The 14765-nt window shown below is 42.2% G+C and carries 14 protein-coding genes and 4 pseudogenes; 13 read left to right on the top strand and 5 right to left on the bottom strand.

Going from position 1 to position 14765, the window contains the following annotated elements:
* The first annotated feature begins 24 nt into the window (after positions 1-24).
* The 4 genes and pseudogenes from CS369_RS18770 (at position 25) to CS369_RS18755 (ending at position 3306) form a co-directional block, all read left to right on the top strand.
* Positions 25-1301 (top strand): annotated as a pseudogene (locus tag CS369_RS18770) (ABC transporter substrate-binding protein).
* A gap of 84 nt (positions 1302-1385) precedes the next feature.
* Positions 1386-2189: a sugar phosphate isomerase/epimerase gene (locus tag CS369_RS18765; protein ID WP_196908262.1), complete on the top strand. Its 804-nt coding sequence runs from the start codon at positions 1386-1388 to the stop codon at positions 2187-2189.
* 87 nt (positions 2190-2276) lie between these two features.
* A complete protein-coding gene (gene cueP, locus CS369_RS18760; RefSeq protein WP_196908261.1) occupies positions 2277-2816 on the top strand; it encodes a copper-binding periplasmic metallochaperone CueP in 540 nt (179 codons plus the stop codon).
* Positions 2817-2964: 148 nt separating this feature from the next.
* Entirely contained in the window at positions 2965-3306 is a 342-nt protein-coding gene (locus CS369_RS18755) for a GlpM family protein (protein WP_196908260.1), read from the top strand.
* Positions 3307-3351: 45 nt separating this feature from the next.
* Here CS369_RS18755 and CS369_RS18750 read toward each other — a convergent pair whose 3' ends face one another.
* Positions 3352-3798: a hypothetical protein gene (locus CS369_RS18750; RefSeq protein ID WP_196908259.1), complete on the bottom strand. Its 447-nt coding sequence runs from the start codon at positions 3796-3798 to the stop codon at positions 3352-3354.
* Between the two features lie 446 nt (positions 3799-4244).
* A complete protein-coding gene (locus tag CS369_RS18745; protein WP_196908258.1) occupies positions 4245-4514 on the bottom strand; it encodes a phosphoadenosine phosphosulfate reductase family protein in 270 nt (89 codons plus the stop codon).
* Between the two features lie 1902 nt (positions 4515-6416).
* Here CS369_RS18745 and CS369_RS18740 point away from each other — a divergent pair.
* The 9 genes and pseudogenes from CS369_RS18740 (at position 6417) to CS369_RS24025 (ending at position 11958) form a co-directional block, all read left to right on the top strand.
* Entirely contained in the window at positions 6417-6659 is a 243-nt protein-coding gene (locus CS369_RS18740) for a hypothetical protein (protein WP_196908257.1), read from the top strand.
* Positions 6660-6963: 304 nt separating this feature from the next.
* Positions 6964-7494, top strand: a complete 531-nt coding sequence (locus tag CS369_RS18735; protein ID WP_196908256.1) for a helix-turn-helix domain-containing protein — start codon at positions 6964-6966, stop codon at positions 7492-7494.
* 311 nt (positions 7495-7805) lie between these two features.
* A complete protein-coding gene (locus CS369_RS18730; protein WP_196908255.1) occupies positions 7806-8174 on the top strand; it encodes a LysM peptidoglycan-binding domain-containing protein in 369 nt (122 codons plus the stop codon).
* Positions 8175-8286: 112 nt separating this feature from the next.
* A pseudogene (locus CS369_RS18720) lies at positions 8287-9016 on the top strand (inverse autotransporter beta domain-containing protein).
* A 12-nt stretch (positions 9017-9028) separates the two neighbouring features.
* Complete coding sequence (locus CS369_RS18715) at positions 9029-9634, top strand: Ig-like domain-containing protein (protein ID WP_196908253.1); 606 nt, start codon at positions 9029-9031, stop codon at positions 9632-9634.
* 12 nt (positions 9635-9646) lie between these two features.
* On the top strand, positions 9647-10438 hold the full coding sequence (locus CS369_RS18710; protein WP_196908252.1) for an Ig-like domain-containing protein: 792 nt from the start codon (positions 9647-9649) through the stop codon (positions 10436-10438).
* 471 nt (positions 10439-10909) lie between these two features.
* Positions 10910-11206: pseudogene (locus CS369_RS25325) on the top strand (integrase); the annotation flags it as partial.
* A 51-nt stretch (positions 11207-11257) separates the two neighbouring features.
* Entirely contained in the window at positions 11258-11659 is a 402-nt protein-coding gene (locus CS369_RS24030; RefSeq protein ID WP_244665100.1) for a sce7726 family protein, read from the top strand.
* 11 nt (positions 11660-11670) lie between these two features.
* Complete coding sequence (locus CS369_RS24025; protein ID WP_244665099.1) at positions 11671-11958, top strand: hypothetical protein; 288 nt, start codon at positions 11671-11673, stop codon at positions 11956-11958.
* Between the two features lie 54 nt (positions 11959-12012).
* Here the strand turns inward: CS369_RS24025 and CS369_RS18700 are convergent.
* The 3 genes and pseudogenes from CS369_RS18700 to CS369_RS18690 form a co-directional block, all read right to left on the bottom strand.
* Positions 12013-13002, bottom strand: a pseudogene (locus CS369_RS18700) (protein beta).
* Positions 13003-13148: 146 nt separating this feature from the next.
* Positions 13149-13487: an ImmA/IrrE family metallo-endopeptidase gene (locus tag CS369_RS18695; RefSeq protein WP_244665103.1), complete on the bottom strand. Its 339-nt coding sequence runs from the start codon at positions 13485-13487 to the stop codon at positions 13149-13151.
* A gap of 165 nt (positions 13488-13652) precedes the next feature.
* On the bottom strand, positions 13653-14231 hold the full coding sequence (locus CS369_RS18690) for a hypothetical protein (RefSeq protein WP_196908251.1): 579 nt from the start codon (positions 14229-14231) through the stop codon (positions 13653-13655).
* Positions 14232-14765 lie beyond the last annotated feature (534 nt).

Here is a 14765-nt window from a genome sequence, read left to right as displayed (position 1 = left end):
AAATAAGAGGATTTAGCTATGTTGATGAAACCAGTCACGCTTGCCGCAGCCCTGCTGCTTGCCACATCCGGTATGGCGTACGCGGAAAACGTGGAGTTGAGATTTTCCTGGTGGGGAGGAAACAACCGGCACCAGGCAACGCTCCAGGCGATAAAAGCGTTTGAACAACAGTACCCGAATATCAAGGTTCAGGCGGAATACTCGGGATGGGAGGGCTATTTATCCCGTTTTACCACCCAGATTGCTGGCGGTCAGGAGCCGGATGTCATCCAAACCAACTGGAACTGTCTGCCGATTTTCTCTAAAGATGGGAATGGTTTTTATGATTTGCGCAAAGTGGCTAAAACGCTGGATTTGACGCAGTACGATTCCCAGTCGCTGGCGAGTGTGTCGGTTGCTGGCAAGTTGAACGGTATTCCCGTGGCGGCCACCGCACGTAGCTTCTACTACAACCAGAAGCTGTGGCAAGAGATGGGGGTAGCCTACCCCAACAGTTGAGATGAACTAAAAGCGGCGGGTAAGGCGTTCAACGCCAAGGATGAAAACAGCTACCCGCTGGTGCTGGATTACATGGAGTCGTTAACGCTGCTGCATTCCTATATGGTGCAGAAATACAACATCTCCGCGATCGACGATAAAGCGGGGAAATTCACCTATACGCCAGCCCAGTGGGAAGAGTTCTTCCAACTGTATAAAGATTTGGTCGACAGCCACGTTTTCCCGTCAATGCGTGTGCTGGCCTCCTACGGAAAAGCCAATACCTGGGAGATGAAGCCCTGGATTAGCGGGCAATTGGGGGGATCTACATGTGGAACACCAATGCCACCATGTATGAAGCCAACCTACAGCCTCCTTATAACAAGTTGGATCTTAGCCCTTTCTTTATGCTGTCGGGAGCCAAAGATGCGGGATTGTTCTTCAAACCGACCATGATGCTCAGTATCGGACGCTCCACCAAACATCCTGAAGAGGCCGCTTTGCTGGTCAATTTCCTGATGAATGAGGCGGCGGGTGTCAAGGAGATAGGGTTGGAGCGCGGCGTACCGCTCAGTAACTCGGCATACCAGCAATTGGTACAGGATGGCACCATCAAGGAAAACAATATTGTAGTGGCCGGACTGAAATCGTTCATGGCCTTGCCGCATGCCATTCCGACGTCTCCCCATTTTGATAACCCGCAGTTTGTGGCGCTGTACCATGAAACCATCCAGAAAATCGATCAGGGGAACCTGTCCGTAAAAGACGCGGCATCTTCTTTCGCGAAAAGTGCCGATCGTATCCTGAAACGTGCCACGAAATAACGCACTTTAAGCAAGTAATGAACGCCCCGGCCATGCGTCGGGGAATACGGTTTCATCGGGATAGTCAAGGTACGGAATACGATAATGATTACGTTTAGTGCAACACTGACTTGCCAGTACGATGCGCCCTTTTCTCCATTTAGCGCGGCCGATCTCAACAGTGGCTTGGCATGGCTGAAAGCAAGTGGATTTGACGCCGCGGAGCTGTGTATTGCGGATTATCAGGGGATCGATATTGCACGGATAGCTGATGCGTTAGCTTCGCACGGACTGGGCTGCACCACCATTGCCAGCGGGCAGGCGCGCAAGCGAGAAGGGCTATCGCTGCTGGCACAGGATCCGGAAATTCTGCGCCGTACGCGCCAGCGTATTTTTGAGCATATTGATGCGGCAGTGGTGTTGGGATCTCATGTCACGATTGGTTCGTTGCGCGTGGCGGATACGGGATTGAGCGCAACGCGTTATTGCCAGCTTTTGGCCCAGGGGCTTGCTCCTTGTCTGGACTATGCGCACGCACGCGGCGTGACACTGATCATTGAAGCACTGAATCGCTATGAGGCCGAACACCTTAATAGTGCAGAAGATATGATGCAGTTTCTTGACCTTATTGGCTCACCGCCACAGGTTGGCATTTTGTGGGATGTGTTTCATGGTAACATCGAAGACCGTGACATTACATTGATGGGGTCTCGCTTGCGGCATGTGCATTTTGCTGATTCTAACCGTGCTTTTCCTGGCTATGGTCACTTGCCGTTTGATGATATCTACTGCCAATTGCGGCAGTCTCATTATCAAGGCGCCATTTCGCTAGAGTGTCTTTGCCGACCGTCCACTCAGACGGTGATTAATGAGTCTGGGCCTTTTATTCAGCGTTTGCGTCAATTGTAGCGCACATAAGCATACTAATAGTCTGGTCTTTAAGCTGAGGTATGGTTTAGCATCGGTATTAATTATATCGACTGACGGAGTCTTACGATGAATACGCGTACCATGGCGATATTGCTGACGTTGTCCTTGAGTGGTGCAGTACAGGCTGATGCCACATCATTTTTGGCACAGGAGGGGTTAGCGGGCAAAACGGTTGAACAAATGGTCAACACCATTGACCAATCGACACAATCGCGGCCTATGCCTTATTCTGCATCGATCAATGCGACTCAATTGATGCTGACTCAAGGGGAACAGAAGTATGTTTATCCGCTGAGCGACAAGTTTTATTTGTCGTTTGCACCCTATGTGCAGCAAACACACCCTTGCTTTAATCACAGCTTGTCGGGCTACCAGGGAGAGTTGGCCAACACGGCATTCAACGTCAAAATTACTGACAAGCAGGGCGCTGTCATTGTGCATAAAAACGTGACGAGCTATCAGAATGGTTTTGTAGGGGTCTGGTTGCCGCGCAATACTGAAGGAACCATTGAGGTAACCTATCAGGGACGTGTCGCTCAGGCACCTTTCGCTACTTATGATGACAGTCAAATCTGTATGACCACGCTACGACTGAAGAGCGTCTAAACACACCGCCGATTATTCCACCTCAGCGCGTATGCTGGGGTGGCAATCATCATGCTGTATCGGCTTTGGTGACACAGCGGTTGCTCCTGTATTTTTTCTTCCTTTTCTGTTACACCTGATGATCTTATCACCGCACGGTAAATCTGCAATGTCTCTGTTAATCAAAGCCATTCTTGGCGCTGCCATTGTTGTGCTGATTGGTATTTTGGCTAAGACCAGACACTACTATATTGCGGGGGTGATCCCGCTGTTTCCGACCTTTGCCTTAATTGCCCACTACATAGTGGGGACAGAGCGCTGTACAGAAGCGCTGCGAGCCACCATTCTGTTTGGCATCTGGTCGATCATTCTCTATCTGATTTACCTGATATCGCTCTACTATTTTACTGCATCCATGAAGCTGCCGTTGGCACTGCTATCCGCAGTGGTCTGTTGGAGCGCTTCTGCGTTTGTATTGATCAAAGTCTGGGCGCACTTCTATAACCAGTAGGGCATATCCCGCAGCGATCGGGTTCCTTAAAGATGAGCGCGGATATTACAGAAAGATGGCTTCATTGTTATTACTGTGTCTTCTGCGTGATTTCTTTCTGTTACAGCAAAACGTCGCGTCCTCTGAAGGTGAGGATGAGGCAGTCAGAGCCAGGCTGCGATAATCGTTATTCAGGATCATGGCGCAAATCTTTTCCCACGACACGATATCGTGCTCCTCGGTAGCACATGCCTCTTCATCCGGTATGCACGTCAGAAAGCCGCGCGAACGGTGCCAACGGAGGTACTGAGCGATGTTGACGCGGAATTGATCTGCCATTTTCTGCGGCATTGAGTTCAAGAGAAATGTGGCATGGTTTTGCCATGTCCCTTCGCTGGGTTTGCGGGCGTTATCACACGGGCTAGCACGGCTAAACGTGGCCTGTTGCGGATGGTCTGCCTTACACGGAAAAATTTCTGTGGTTTGTTGTTCGAAAGGCTCCTGTATTTTCATGTTGCTACGTGGTGCACCTGAGCGATACATGAGGTCATACAAGGGGTTGTAAGGCGCTTTTGACAGGCTGTTAAATAACCAGATTCTTGTGACTGCCAATCAAACAGAGGATAGAGCGTATGAATCTGGCTGCTGGTCTCTGATGTAGACAGGAGTTCGTTGCTATCTTCGCCATAGCTTTTTTGTGTCGGTTGACTATCGTTATTGGCGTCCCCATTGGACAGTGTTCCCATGATGAAGGCGAGGTTTTTTCCAGAAGAGAGCCAATTCAGAAACCCAGAGGTAAAATTGCTCTCTGTCATCGCATAATGGTAAAACGGAAAGAGATGTTGATCAGTAATAGTGTCTGCTGGGGGAATTCTCCACCATTCAACGTTACCTTCCCAAGATATCCAGGTGCGTGAGTGATAGGGCTGGTTATTTTCAGTTGTGAGCGGCAGCGCAATTCAATAAAAATGTTCAATTACCTCGCGATATAGCTGTTTCAAGCGTTGTATATGCGAAATAGTTTGCGTATGTTGAGCTTCCTGATCAATAAACAATACTGTGATTTTCTTACCGTGAGCTTTAGCAACCGTAGCGGCGAGGTGTAATAATACTGTTGAACTTTTCCCTCCAGATAAGGAGATACACACTTTTTCATAATCACTGAAAACGATATCAAGGCTTAATAGCGCTGCATCAAAAACGTTGGATATGGAATGTGGCTCTTTCATCTCATTGGCCCTGGTGGTAAAGTTTTTTCTGTGTTGCCGACTGATAGCGATCTGTGACGTTTTTATATTTTGTATGGCTAATGTGAGAAATGAATCTCGTTATCATATTTGTTAAAAATAACATGTTGGCAAAAAGGTCTTTCTTCTCCGGTTTTCTATAACTATTTGATATATTTTGATTTGTTTAGGGTTAATGAATGTGATAACCCTCTATCTGTGTATTTTTATGGTCGTTAATATAAACTTTTTTTGTCATTTTTCGCTCAATTAATTGCAAATTTTTATAGGGAAATAGTCATGGACTTAGCGGTTATTACTGGTTTATTTATTTTCCGTTTAATAATCGTTGTAATTGTCAGCCAGGGAGCAAGGTGCGTGTCTGGCCGAATTTAGTGTTTTCAATGCGCATTTTTACCGTCAAGTATGAGATATATTTTTCTTTCTTGTGTCTTAAATGAGACAGTGACCGAGTAGGAGCAGACAGGTAGAATCGATTTGGTTTTGTTTTTATTGAATTTAAAATGTCTGTATTCTTTGACATTGACTGATCTCTTTCAGGATATCGGTGAAAATCTCGAATTCTTGGGCTGATATGAGCAGGTATTAAAAACAAGAATTATCTGAATTCAGATTTTATTCTTTTGTGATAAAGTGTCACGTTTTGCTGATGTGTTTTGTGCTGCGAGTGAAATTGTTGGCTTTTTGAGTGTCAGGAAAGCGTTGCATTAACGTTGTCCTTGTCACTGAATACCGCTGTGCTGAGGACGAAAAGACGAAAGCTTCCCGGCAAGGGCTCAGTGAGATTAGGGATAATGTTGGCGTTTTTGCTAAAGGGCGGAACGTATTGAATGAAGTGATGTGTGTTTATCGTATGTCATGTACTACTCGGTATAAAAGCGGCTTACCACAACCTCGTGAGATGACGCGCCGTAAATTAGCTTTTTAACCGAGCGGTAAGCACCATCATTATATGTGATTCCATGTTTGTTAAGGGCGAGAGATCATGTAAATGCAGTACGCTATAGTAGCATGTTTATAATAACCATTAGTGAAAGTGTCCCGCTTCACTATCTTGATACTTGAGCTACACTTGTTTTAGGTCACCCCGTAGAGTGGTGCTCTTGTGCAGAGAAGAAGAATATTCAAATCCTTTCCGCTATAGCTGGATGCGATCTGAACCCGTAGATGTTCATTCGCGTCTTTTCATGATATCGGTCTGGTTGCCCTTTGTTGGATTAGGCAACTTTAGGATGATCAACGTTACGCCTGTGCGGCAAGTGAGAAAGTTAAATCTCGCGATGAATACGTAGCGGAGGATTTATGGTAATAAATAACGTCTTGCTCTTTGGTCGAGATTCGTTTTTCTGTAAAACAGTTTCTGACATATTACTGAAAAAAACATTCAATACGTACATGTAAAAAATTATCGTCAATTTTTCACTCAGCTTGTTAGTGATGCTCCATCTCTTATCATCGTGACGGATGATATCCTGGATTGTGAAAGGAAAAGAGAACTCTTCAAGATCAAATGCTATTCGTTGGGTGTGAGAGTCCTGCTTTTCACCGAGGGGTGTGTAGATCTTAGTATTAGTAAAGACCTGTCTGTTGTCGATAAGAGAAACCCCTTCCATCTCTATGAAAATATTATTGATCTATTTTTTGCGGGTTACCGACTCATTGATTCGAAAGTAGTACCGGATAAAAAGGTGACTATACAGAAAGTGCTTAGCCCAAGAGAAAATAACATCTTGTCTATGATGACTGGCGGTGTAAGTGTCAGGAATATATCAAAGTAATTGAAAATTAAAGAAAAAATAATCATGACCTATAAGCGCCGATTTTTCGCAAAATTAGGTGTGAGAAAACTTAGAGACTGTATTATACCTTAATCAGAGTTTCACTATGCCAAGTAATATTGTTTTCTATGATTTGGATTCTTTCTTTGTTCTTGGTGCCAAGGCGCTACTTGATACCTTTGAACCAATTTATATTGCTGCAACACAACAAGATGTTATCGATCTTTTGAAACGGCAGAGCATCGATATTCTCATCATTGATCCTTTGCAGAGAATCTGGATTATATCTGAGGATTTTTTAGCCTCAGTCCATTCTGTTTCAGAAAAAAAAGATTGTTTTCTTAATTGAGAGTAAAAATAAAAGCAATTTTTATATAAATAGGCTTTGTCCGCATTTGGTAATAGAAAAAAACATTGATCCCACCATTTTTGTAAAAATATTAAAATTGCTTAATATCGGTATCTATGCCAATAAAATATGATGTTATTGTTTTTATTCGATTCAATTCTTCAAAGTGAAGACCGGTTTTTAAGATAAGGTAGGAATCTAGCATGTTATATAATTATGAAGACAAACGCTGCCCATTGTTTAAAAAAAATTGAGCAGTAAGACAAATATATTGAAAAGTCATTTGTTACCTCATATGGTGAGTGTGAAAAATACCAAGGGTAAACAGGATTTAATGTCATTTTTTTATGTATCATCTAGATTTATCTCTGTGTATAGAAAAAATGAAGATATTCTTCTTGGGCATCTACACGCCCCCGTTTTCTTTGGTGTTAACTTTTTGTATGACGCCTATTTCCCTGTTTATTTTACTGGAAGCCATGAAACAGTTATTTATCAAAGCGATGTTAATAAACTACAGAAAATAATAAAAGAGAACCACCTGGAGGAGTGTCTTATCTACGTTATGATCGCTAACCTGAACGAATTATACCAAAGGGACTTGATATCCGGGAAACCTGACAGCTATCAGGTGATAAGAAGCATATTATTGCATTATATTGATAAACCTCTGGATTTTAGAATGCAATTTGGCATAGCCTCGATTATTACCAAGCTAACAGGGTTGTCCCGTAGCCATGTCATGATAATACTATCCGAGTTGAAAAAAGGGGGGTATATTGAAATAAAAGAAGGGAAGCTTATCTCAGTTTCCGATTTGCCAGAAAAATTTTGAATGAAAAGGAAAATTATTGTTTTGATTATAGTTGCACCTTGATGTTTTTATAAAATAACTCATTATAATCAATTGGTTGTAATTTTTTATCTTTTTATTTATTTGCTTATAATCATCATGGTGATACTGGGGCATTTTTTGAAAGAATTATCGCTGATTTTGTTCTACCCTCCTACTGAATGATCACCGAAACGCTACGATGGTAAGACAGGATTGTAAGAATAGTTTCATAATGTGATGATGCTGTTTCTCTATTTTTATTTACCTGTCATTTCCTGTATTCATTATTTTCGGAATTACAGGTGAAGTGCATGCTTGTGCGTGATTTCTTTTGCCATTTACTGCAGTTTTTAAGAGTAAATCCTATTTACTCACAGCGCGCCTTCTTGTTTATGTTCGCTCTGGGTGGCCCGATCTTCTCTTCATATGCACAATCTACTCATCAAATTTTCACTGATTCCGAGCACCTTTCTTCTCTACCTACTACGCTATATACGTTGAAAATAGGTGAATCACTACAATCCGTGGCAAAAAATCTGCATGTCAGTATGGAGGTATTGCGAAAATTAAATGAATCACGGAGTTTCTTATATGAATTTGATGATCTTCAACCTGGTGAGAAACTGATTATTCCAGCGTTGCCTTTGGCATCAAGCGGTACAGATTATCATCTGTACTGAGCCTTCCCTGCTAATTCCAGATAATGAACGTTCGCATCAGGTTGCCCAATTAGCCCTCCGGGTTGGCCCTTTTCTCGCTGACGATCCAAGGCGCGATACCGCTATTACTGAACTGCATCGCATTGCTATTGATCAGGCGGGTAGTGGGTTTCAGCATTGGCTAAGTCGTTTTGGTACTGCTCGTGTGCAACTCGATGCGAATAATGCCTCTTTGCTTAAAAAATCGCAGGTTGATTTACTGCTTCCTTTGCGGGACCGGCAGGACAATCTTATTTTCACTCAGGGCAGTATCCTGCCATATCGATAAACGTGTGGAGGCAAACCTGGGTTTAGGCATGCGTCACGTCACGCACAGCGCGGTGGTGGGGGGCAACAGTTTTCTCGACTACGATTTTTCCCATCATCATGTGCGTGCGGGGATTGGCGTAGAGTATTGGCGTGATTTCCTGAAGCTGGGTGTGAACAGTTACCTGCGCCTTAGCAATTGGAAAGCGCCGTATGGTAATGAACGGGAGCGTCCTGCGAATGGGTGGGATATTCACACGGAGGCCTTTTTACCTGATTGGCCCCAACTTGGTGTGAAACTACTGTATGAACAGTTTTATGGCGAGCAGGTGGTACTGTTTGGTAAAGACGATCGCCAGCATAACCCACATGCGATTGGTGCGGGCGTAAGCTATACCCCCTTCCCACTGATGACCTTGAGCGCAGAGCAGCGTAGCAGGAAAGCTGGCAGTAGTGACAGACGTTTTGGCCTGCAATTTCACTATCAGTTTAGTCTGCCTTGGGAGCGGCAGCTTGATCCTGAAGCGGTTCGTTCGACTCGCCATTTGCCGAAGTAGCGTTACGATCTTGTGACGCGTAAAAATCATCTGGTGCTTGAGTACAGCAAGGTGCAACGCCTCTTTTTGAGCATGATCCGGGCGGTAGATGGGTATTCCGGAGAGCAAAAGCCACTCAATGTTGAAGTGAATGCCACCGATAAACTCGCTTGCCTGGAGTGGTCTGCACCGGCGTTGATCGCTGCTGGCGGAAAAATTTTGCCGCGCGGATACCAAAATTATGCAGTGGTGTTACCGAACTATAAGGACAGCGGTCAACCCCAGAACTGCTATCGCGTTTGCGCCGTTGCTGTCGATACCCAGGGACATCGCTCGAATCAGGGGAAATCCTGGGTACGCGTTCATGCGCCCGCAATGGCTATGATGCGTATGTCCTCGGATACTGCCCGCAGCGCGTTTTCGGTGATGCCGGCTTCAGCCGTGGCGAACAATACGAGCAGTATCAACATCGTCCTCAATCTAAAAGACAGTAACGGTAGACCCTTGAGTAACATGACCAGCCATCTTTCCTTCCGGCTACGAAATCAGCAGGGGGAGCCCCCTCCTACTGGTGAAGTGGCTCTCAGTGCAATCAGTGAAAGCGGGGAGGCTGGACGTTATATTGCCACAGTAAGGTGAACGAAAGCGGGCGTGTATTCAGTAACGCCACGGCTTGATGGCGTGGCGATGGCATCATTATCGGCAAGATTTGCGCTTAAGGCCTATGTGACAACTGCCAAGGTCGAGTCTCTGTCTGCGGATAAATCCTTACTGACAGGTGATGGCATTGATTATATTAAGTTTACTGCCTTGATTAGCGATGCGCACGGTAACCCTGTTCCCAATGCCATAGTGCAATGGCGTCATTCATTTGGTCACTTGTCCGCCAGCAAGACACCAACATCTGCGCAGGGTATCGCCAGTGCCAGCTTAAAAAGTGTTGATAAAGGTAAGGTGACGGTTACCGCTGCTATTAACCATTCCAGCGTGAGTGATATCAGCGTCAAAACCATGGGATTTATTGAGGATTCCTGGGATATCGCGAGTGAAGGTGTCAGATATCGCTCGGTACCGGTCAAGGGGTATTCATCATTAGGGTTTGTCGCAAAAGCACCGACCCTTGGCCCTCAGCAATTGGTCTGGTCATCGCGTAGCGATCAGGCTTTAGTCGCGACGCTGACCAACCAAGCGGATGAAAATCGCTATACGGTGAAATTCAGAGGATATCGCCATTCTGGCTGTAAGCTCAGGCCGCTAAATGACGCTATTGGCTGCGCCAAGGTCGGGAATGGTATGGATGCTGAGCTGGTTTTCTCGGCTGACGATAATGCGACCTTGCCGCCAGGGAGTTATGTGGGCGATATCCATTTCTCTGCGAGAAGCGGCTCGGGAGATTTTGAGGTGGAATACCTGCTGCATGTGACGTTGCAGGTTGTCAGGTAGTTGCCTGTCCAGGGCTGTCAGCTCGCTATTACAATTTGCGAGATGAAAAAAAGCCTGAATCTGAATATCGAGTGGAGGCATAAATCATTTGTTTTATAAAGGTTTTATTTAATCTTGTTTTAGATTAACTACACCCTTAAGTACACCGTAAACAGACTCTATGCTGAATAAGCTGCTTAATTTTTAAACGCAGAGCAATCTTCATATGGATTGTACACTTATTGAACAGTTTTCTTTCATGCTCAACGACTAAACTAAATCGTGACACCTTATATAGCTATACCTGCTATTAATTGACGTAGGGCAAGTTGCTATGAGGGCAACCTATCCTTGACCTTATGTTACGCCGCTTTACTGCAAAAATGGTGATAGTAGGTATTTTCCCAAAATCAACGGTCCCTATCAGAATCAGGTGTATTCTGGGGGCAAAATTTCCACCATTTGGAGCCCTAATGAGGCTAACAACCTGACAAACCGATACAGCTAGGCTCAAAGGACAGCATTAAGCAGATGATTGAGTTTTGGGGTATAAAGGAAGACTGACGGGGCATGGTTTCTGCCATACCATGAGCACCATTCTGCATGAAGAAGACTTTGACTCGGTGTGGATTGAAACACAGCTAACACATGTAGATAAGGACGCGTTGCATAGGAGTTACAACTATGAGCAATGTCTTGAAGGGTAGAGAGAGGCTGATACAATGGTATACGGATTATATAGTTAACTCAGATTGCAGCCCTTTAAGGGGTGTAAAAATGCTTGCCTAAGAGAATTTTTAGTTGATACTTATAAGGTGAAATTATTTTAATGGCGGTAGTATGAGCAATTTTAACACCTTAGAGAAAGAAATAAAGAAAACCGTATTAAATTATTTGCTTAATAAAAGTGAATTAAATAAAAATGTTACTGTAATTAATGAGTTAACAATTGACTCTTTTTCAAGACGATTAGATCTTGCAGTTTTAACTAATAAAAAAATAATGGCTTATGAAATAAAAAGCGATGCTGATAGCCTGTACAGGCTATCAAGTCAATTGGAAAAATACCGTCAATACTTTGATAAAACCATCGTTGTTACAACACCTAAACATCTGGATAATATATTAAATTTAGTAAGTGATGACATTAAAGTTTGGGAGGTTATAGAACAAAAAATAACCATAAAAAAAGAGGAAAAGCTTCGAGAATTGAGAGTAAAGCTAATTATCTTGATTTGCTAAGAGTACAAGACATGAGAAAGTTGGCTAGTGCCTTTAATATACAATTAGGTACGGGTGGTAAGAAAGAAATAAAAACGATTTTAACAGATAATCTTAATAAGATTTCGTATGAAAAGTTAAAATCCTTTGTGATAGATATACTGTCTCAGAGATTCAAGTTAACATCGACCAATTTTCTAGAGAACATAAATGTAGGAAATAAAGTAACTATTAACGATTTGGACTTTTTAAGTCATTATTCTAAAATAAAACACACACATGCTCTAGTTCAAGGTAGTGTGTTAGAACAGTTAAAATAGACAGATGCCGAAGAAAGTTATTAATAATAATTAAATCTTCGGCTCGGAAGATTTTTAATCTACCCAATTCTCATCGGTATCAATTTCTTCATGATCATAATGTAACTGAGTATATAAATGAAGATTAATTCTGACCGCAGTAGCTTTTTGTGGTGTGTTTATTCCAAACTTTTCTTGCTTTGATGTTAATTCAATCATCTGCGTGCCCCATAAATGCAAACTCTTCGACCAATACTCCTGCTGCATAATTTCTTTAGCACAGAGATAGTAGAGGTATTCTTTCTCTCCATCTTCTGGAGATTTAGGATCTTTGAATTCGCGTCGGATAAAACGCCAATCATTTTTTAAAGGATAATCTATCCTTGGGGGCGAGAGATTTCCACCACCAGATTATTTTTCAATCCTTGCACTCCCTCGATCAGAATAGATGATTGGGTAAAAAGCAACAGCACTTTTTATTTTGTTGAATAATAATCTTTCATAAATAGAATTCTCCCCTCTATGATAACCTGCAAAGTTAAATGGGAATGATGTGCCTAAAATAGTAATTCGTGCAAATGAAATTATCCCTTTTGTTCTATTTATTAGATTTATAAAAGGCTGATAATAATCATTATATTCACTTCCAATTGTGCCTAAATCATACACAAAAAAGATATCATTTATTTTTAATTTAGTAATGGTATTAATGATTTCAATGTAAGATGTTAGAGCTAGTTTCTTTACTTCAAATACAAATACTAGTCCCCTATCCAAACTAGCTAAATTTGTTAACTGATTTTCAAGTTGTGCTAAGTCATCAAGAAATACGGTTGGAATAGCTTCTGGAATTTCTTTCAAAAAAAAGTACCAGTTTTTATATCCTTCACTTGGTTTTTTTAACTCTACCAGTTGATTAAAAACCTCTCTGGGATAAGTTCCTGTGAGCAGATAGTGTTTATTACCAGACAAATATTCTTTATCAAAATGTGCGATCCACTTCCTGTCTCCAATCGTTTTCTTTATTTTTTTAAAGAATTCTCTAGTATCTGAGAACTCATCCATCCTTTTAATGAAAATATAGGCAAGATCAATTCCTTATCTTTTTCAGGAAGTTGCTATAATGCTTCCATTTCAGAAGGACTCAAAGAAAGAATGGGTGCATATTTAAAATTAAATAACTCATCTAATAAAAACATTCCCCCCCCCCCTCAAATTTTACCAAGACGAATTTTTATAGCTGTAGTAGATACCTCTGCCATATCAGCTAATTTCTTATATTTTTCCTCATCCCTTAGTTCTGTAAATTCTTTAAGTTTTGGTTGAATAAGATGACCCGGCATAAGTATGTCCGCAGCTAAACGATTTGCTTGAACCTCCATGAAATCCGATAGCTTCGAACGGTATAAAATATCATCAGTAATTCCATCACCGATGCGGTCTCGGTGAAGTAGAAAATGAGCTATTTCATGGGCAAGTGTAAAACGTTGACGTTCTTTGACATCATGTCTATTTACCCTAATTACCACATTTCCATCTTCTTCTTTTATTTCACCTGATATTCCAGCAGCTAAAGTAGATCTTTTTACAGTAATCCCTAATGCTTTTGCTATGGCTCCAACTGCAATTGGAAATTGGAAGTTAAAGTTGATGTTTTCTTATTAATGAGGTTTGTTCTTCGGTGAGAGAAACCCATTCATTTGAGTTTGTTAATTTCATTCTACTCCCTCCTGTTTATTATCCTCAAGCATATCTCCAGATGAAAATTCAATCCCACGATAGGTTACTTTTTGTACTACGCTAAAAATTACAGCGTAAAAGTTTCCTTGATCTATCAACTTGAGCAATACACTTTCAGTCACTACTGGCGCTTTTTCTGTAGAAATTTTTGTGGCCGCATCTTGAGCACTATTGATCATTTTCTTATAACCTAAAAATGAGAATAATGCCATTACGATCCCTAGGACAGTTAGGATTACTGCAACAGAAGCTAATAAAATTCCTGTCCATACGGCAAAATTGAGACCATTACTGTTTTCAATTTTATCCTGCATGGATTGAATCTGTTTTTTCTGATCATTAACCAAAGAATTTAATACTAATAGTTTTTGATATTTTAAATATTTGTTTTTATTTACTTTTCCCTCATGTACCTTGTTCTCAGTGTATGTGCTCACTGCTGGGGTTGAGGTGCCAAGCAGTGAACCTCCGTTCGCTGCTGTCTGAGCATTTACAGCGTGCGGCACAAAGCATGTCAGAAGCAAAAGAAGATAAAAATAGGATACTTTATTCATTTAAATGATGAGGTTGAGCCGTCCATTCTCCTACTGTACTACCTGTTTAAGTTAATCGCCACAGCCACTTTGATGGCCTCATCCCTGAGGCCTTCGAACAGGCCTCGTTGAGAGGACGGTACATGACTACTCCTTACAAGAGTAGTCAACCTCTGATTTTCAGATTTTTTCTAATCTTTCTTTGTGTAGTGCAGAAAGAAAACAGACGCTATGTTAAATATGCTGCTTAATCGTTCAACACAGAGCGACCACTGCTCCCAAATTGAATTCTTATTGAGTAGCTCAATCTCATCTTAACGATTATGCTAATGACCTCACGAGGCAAACGTGAGTTCTGCATGTTTCGCATGATAGAGCGTTTCAATGCCGCTATGCTGGGTTCTGCCGGGATCGCGCGAATAAATTGTAAGTATCCCGGTAAACCGAATCATTCACTTTTAGAGATCTTCTGACATACTGATTATGTCCGGCTGAGGAGATCGCCATGCGTAAAGCCCGATTCACCGAACACCAGATCATCGCCGTTTTGAAGTC

It is taken from the genome of Candidatus Symbiopectobacterium sp. 'North America', from assembly GCF_015762685.1.
Classification (GTDB): domain Bacteria; phylum Pseudomonadota; class Gammaproteobacteria; order Enterobacterales; family Enterobacteriaceae; genus Symbiopectobacterium.
Note: the sequence above shows the minus strand (reverse complement) of the source record. Positions and strands in the feature narration are given on the sequence as shown.

Excerpts from the sequence above, each read along its gene's own strand:
- CS369_RS18765 (WP_196908262.1), top strand. The coding sequence starts at position 1,386 with ATGATTACGTTTAGTGCAACACTGACTTGCCAGTACGATGCGCCCTTT.
- CS369_RS18750 (WP_196908259.1), bottom strand. The coding sequence starts at position 3,798 with ATGAAAATACAGGAGCCTTTCGAACAACAAACCACAGAAATTTTTCCG.
- CS369_RS24025 (WP_244665099.1), top strand. The coding sequence starts at position 11,671 with ATGAGAAAGTTGGCTAGTGCCTTTAATATACAATTAGGTACGGGTGGT.
- CS369_RS24030 (WP_244665100.1), top strand. The coding sequence starts at position 11,258 with ATGAGCAATTTTAACACCTTAGAGAAAGAAATAAAGAAAACCGTATTA.
- CS369_RS18690 (WP_196908251.1), bottom strand. The coding sequence starts at position 14,231 with ATGAATAAAGTATCCTATTTTTATCTTCTTTTGCTTCTGACATGCTTT.
- CS369_RS18755 (WP_196908260.1), top strand. The coding sequence starts at position 2,965 with ATGTCTCTGTTAATCAAAGCCATTCTTGGCGCTGCCATTGTTGTGCTG.
- CS369_RS18745 (WP_196908258.1), bottom strand. The coding sequence starts at position 4,514 with ATGAAAGAGCCACATTCCATATCCAACGTTTTTGATGCAGCGCTATTA.
- CS369_RS18740 (WP_196908257.1), top strand. The coding sequence starts at position 6,417 with ATGCCAAGTAATATTGTTTTCTATGATTTGGATTCTTTCTTTGTTCTT.
- cueP (WP_196908261.1), top strand. The coding sequence starts at position 2,277 with ATGAATACGCGTACCATGGCGATATTGCTGACGTTGTCCTTGAGTGGT.
- CS369_RS18730 (WP_196908255.1), top strand. The coding sequence starts at position 7,806 with ATGCTTGTGCGTGATTTCTTTTGCCATTTACTGCAGTTTTTAAGAGTA.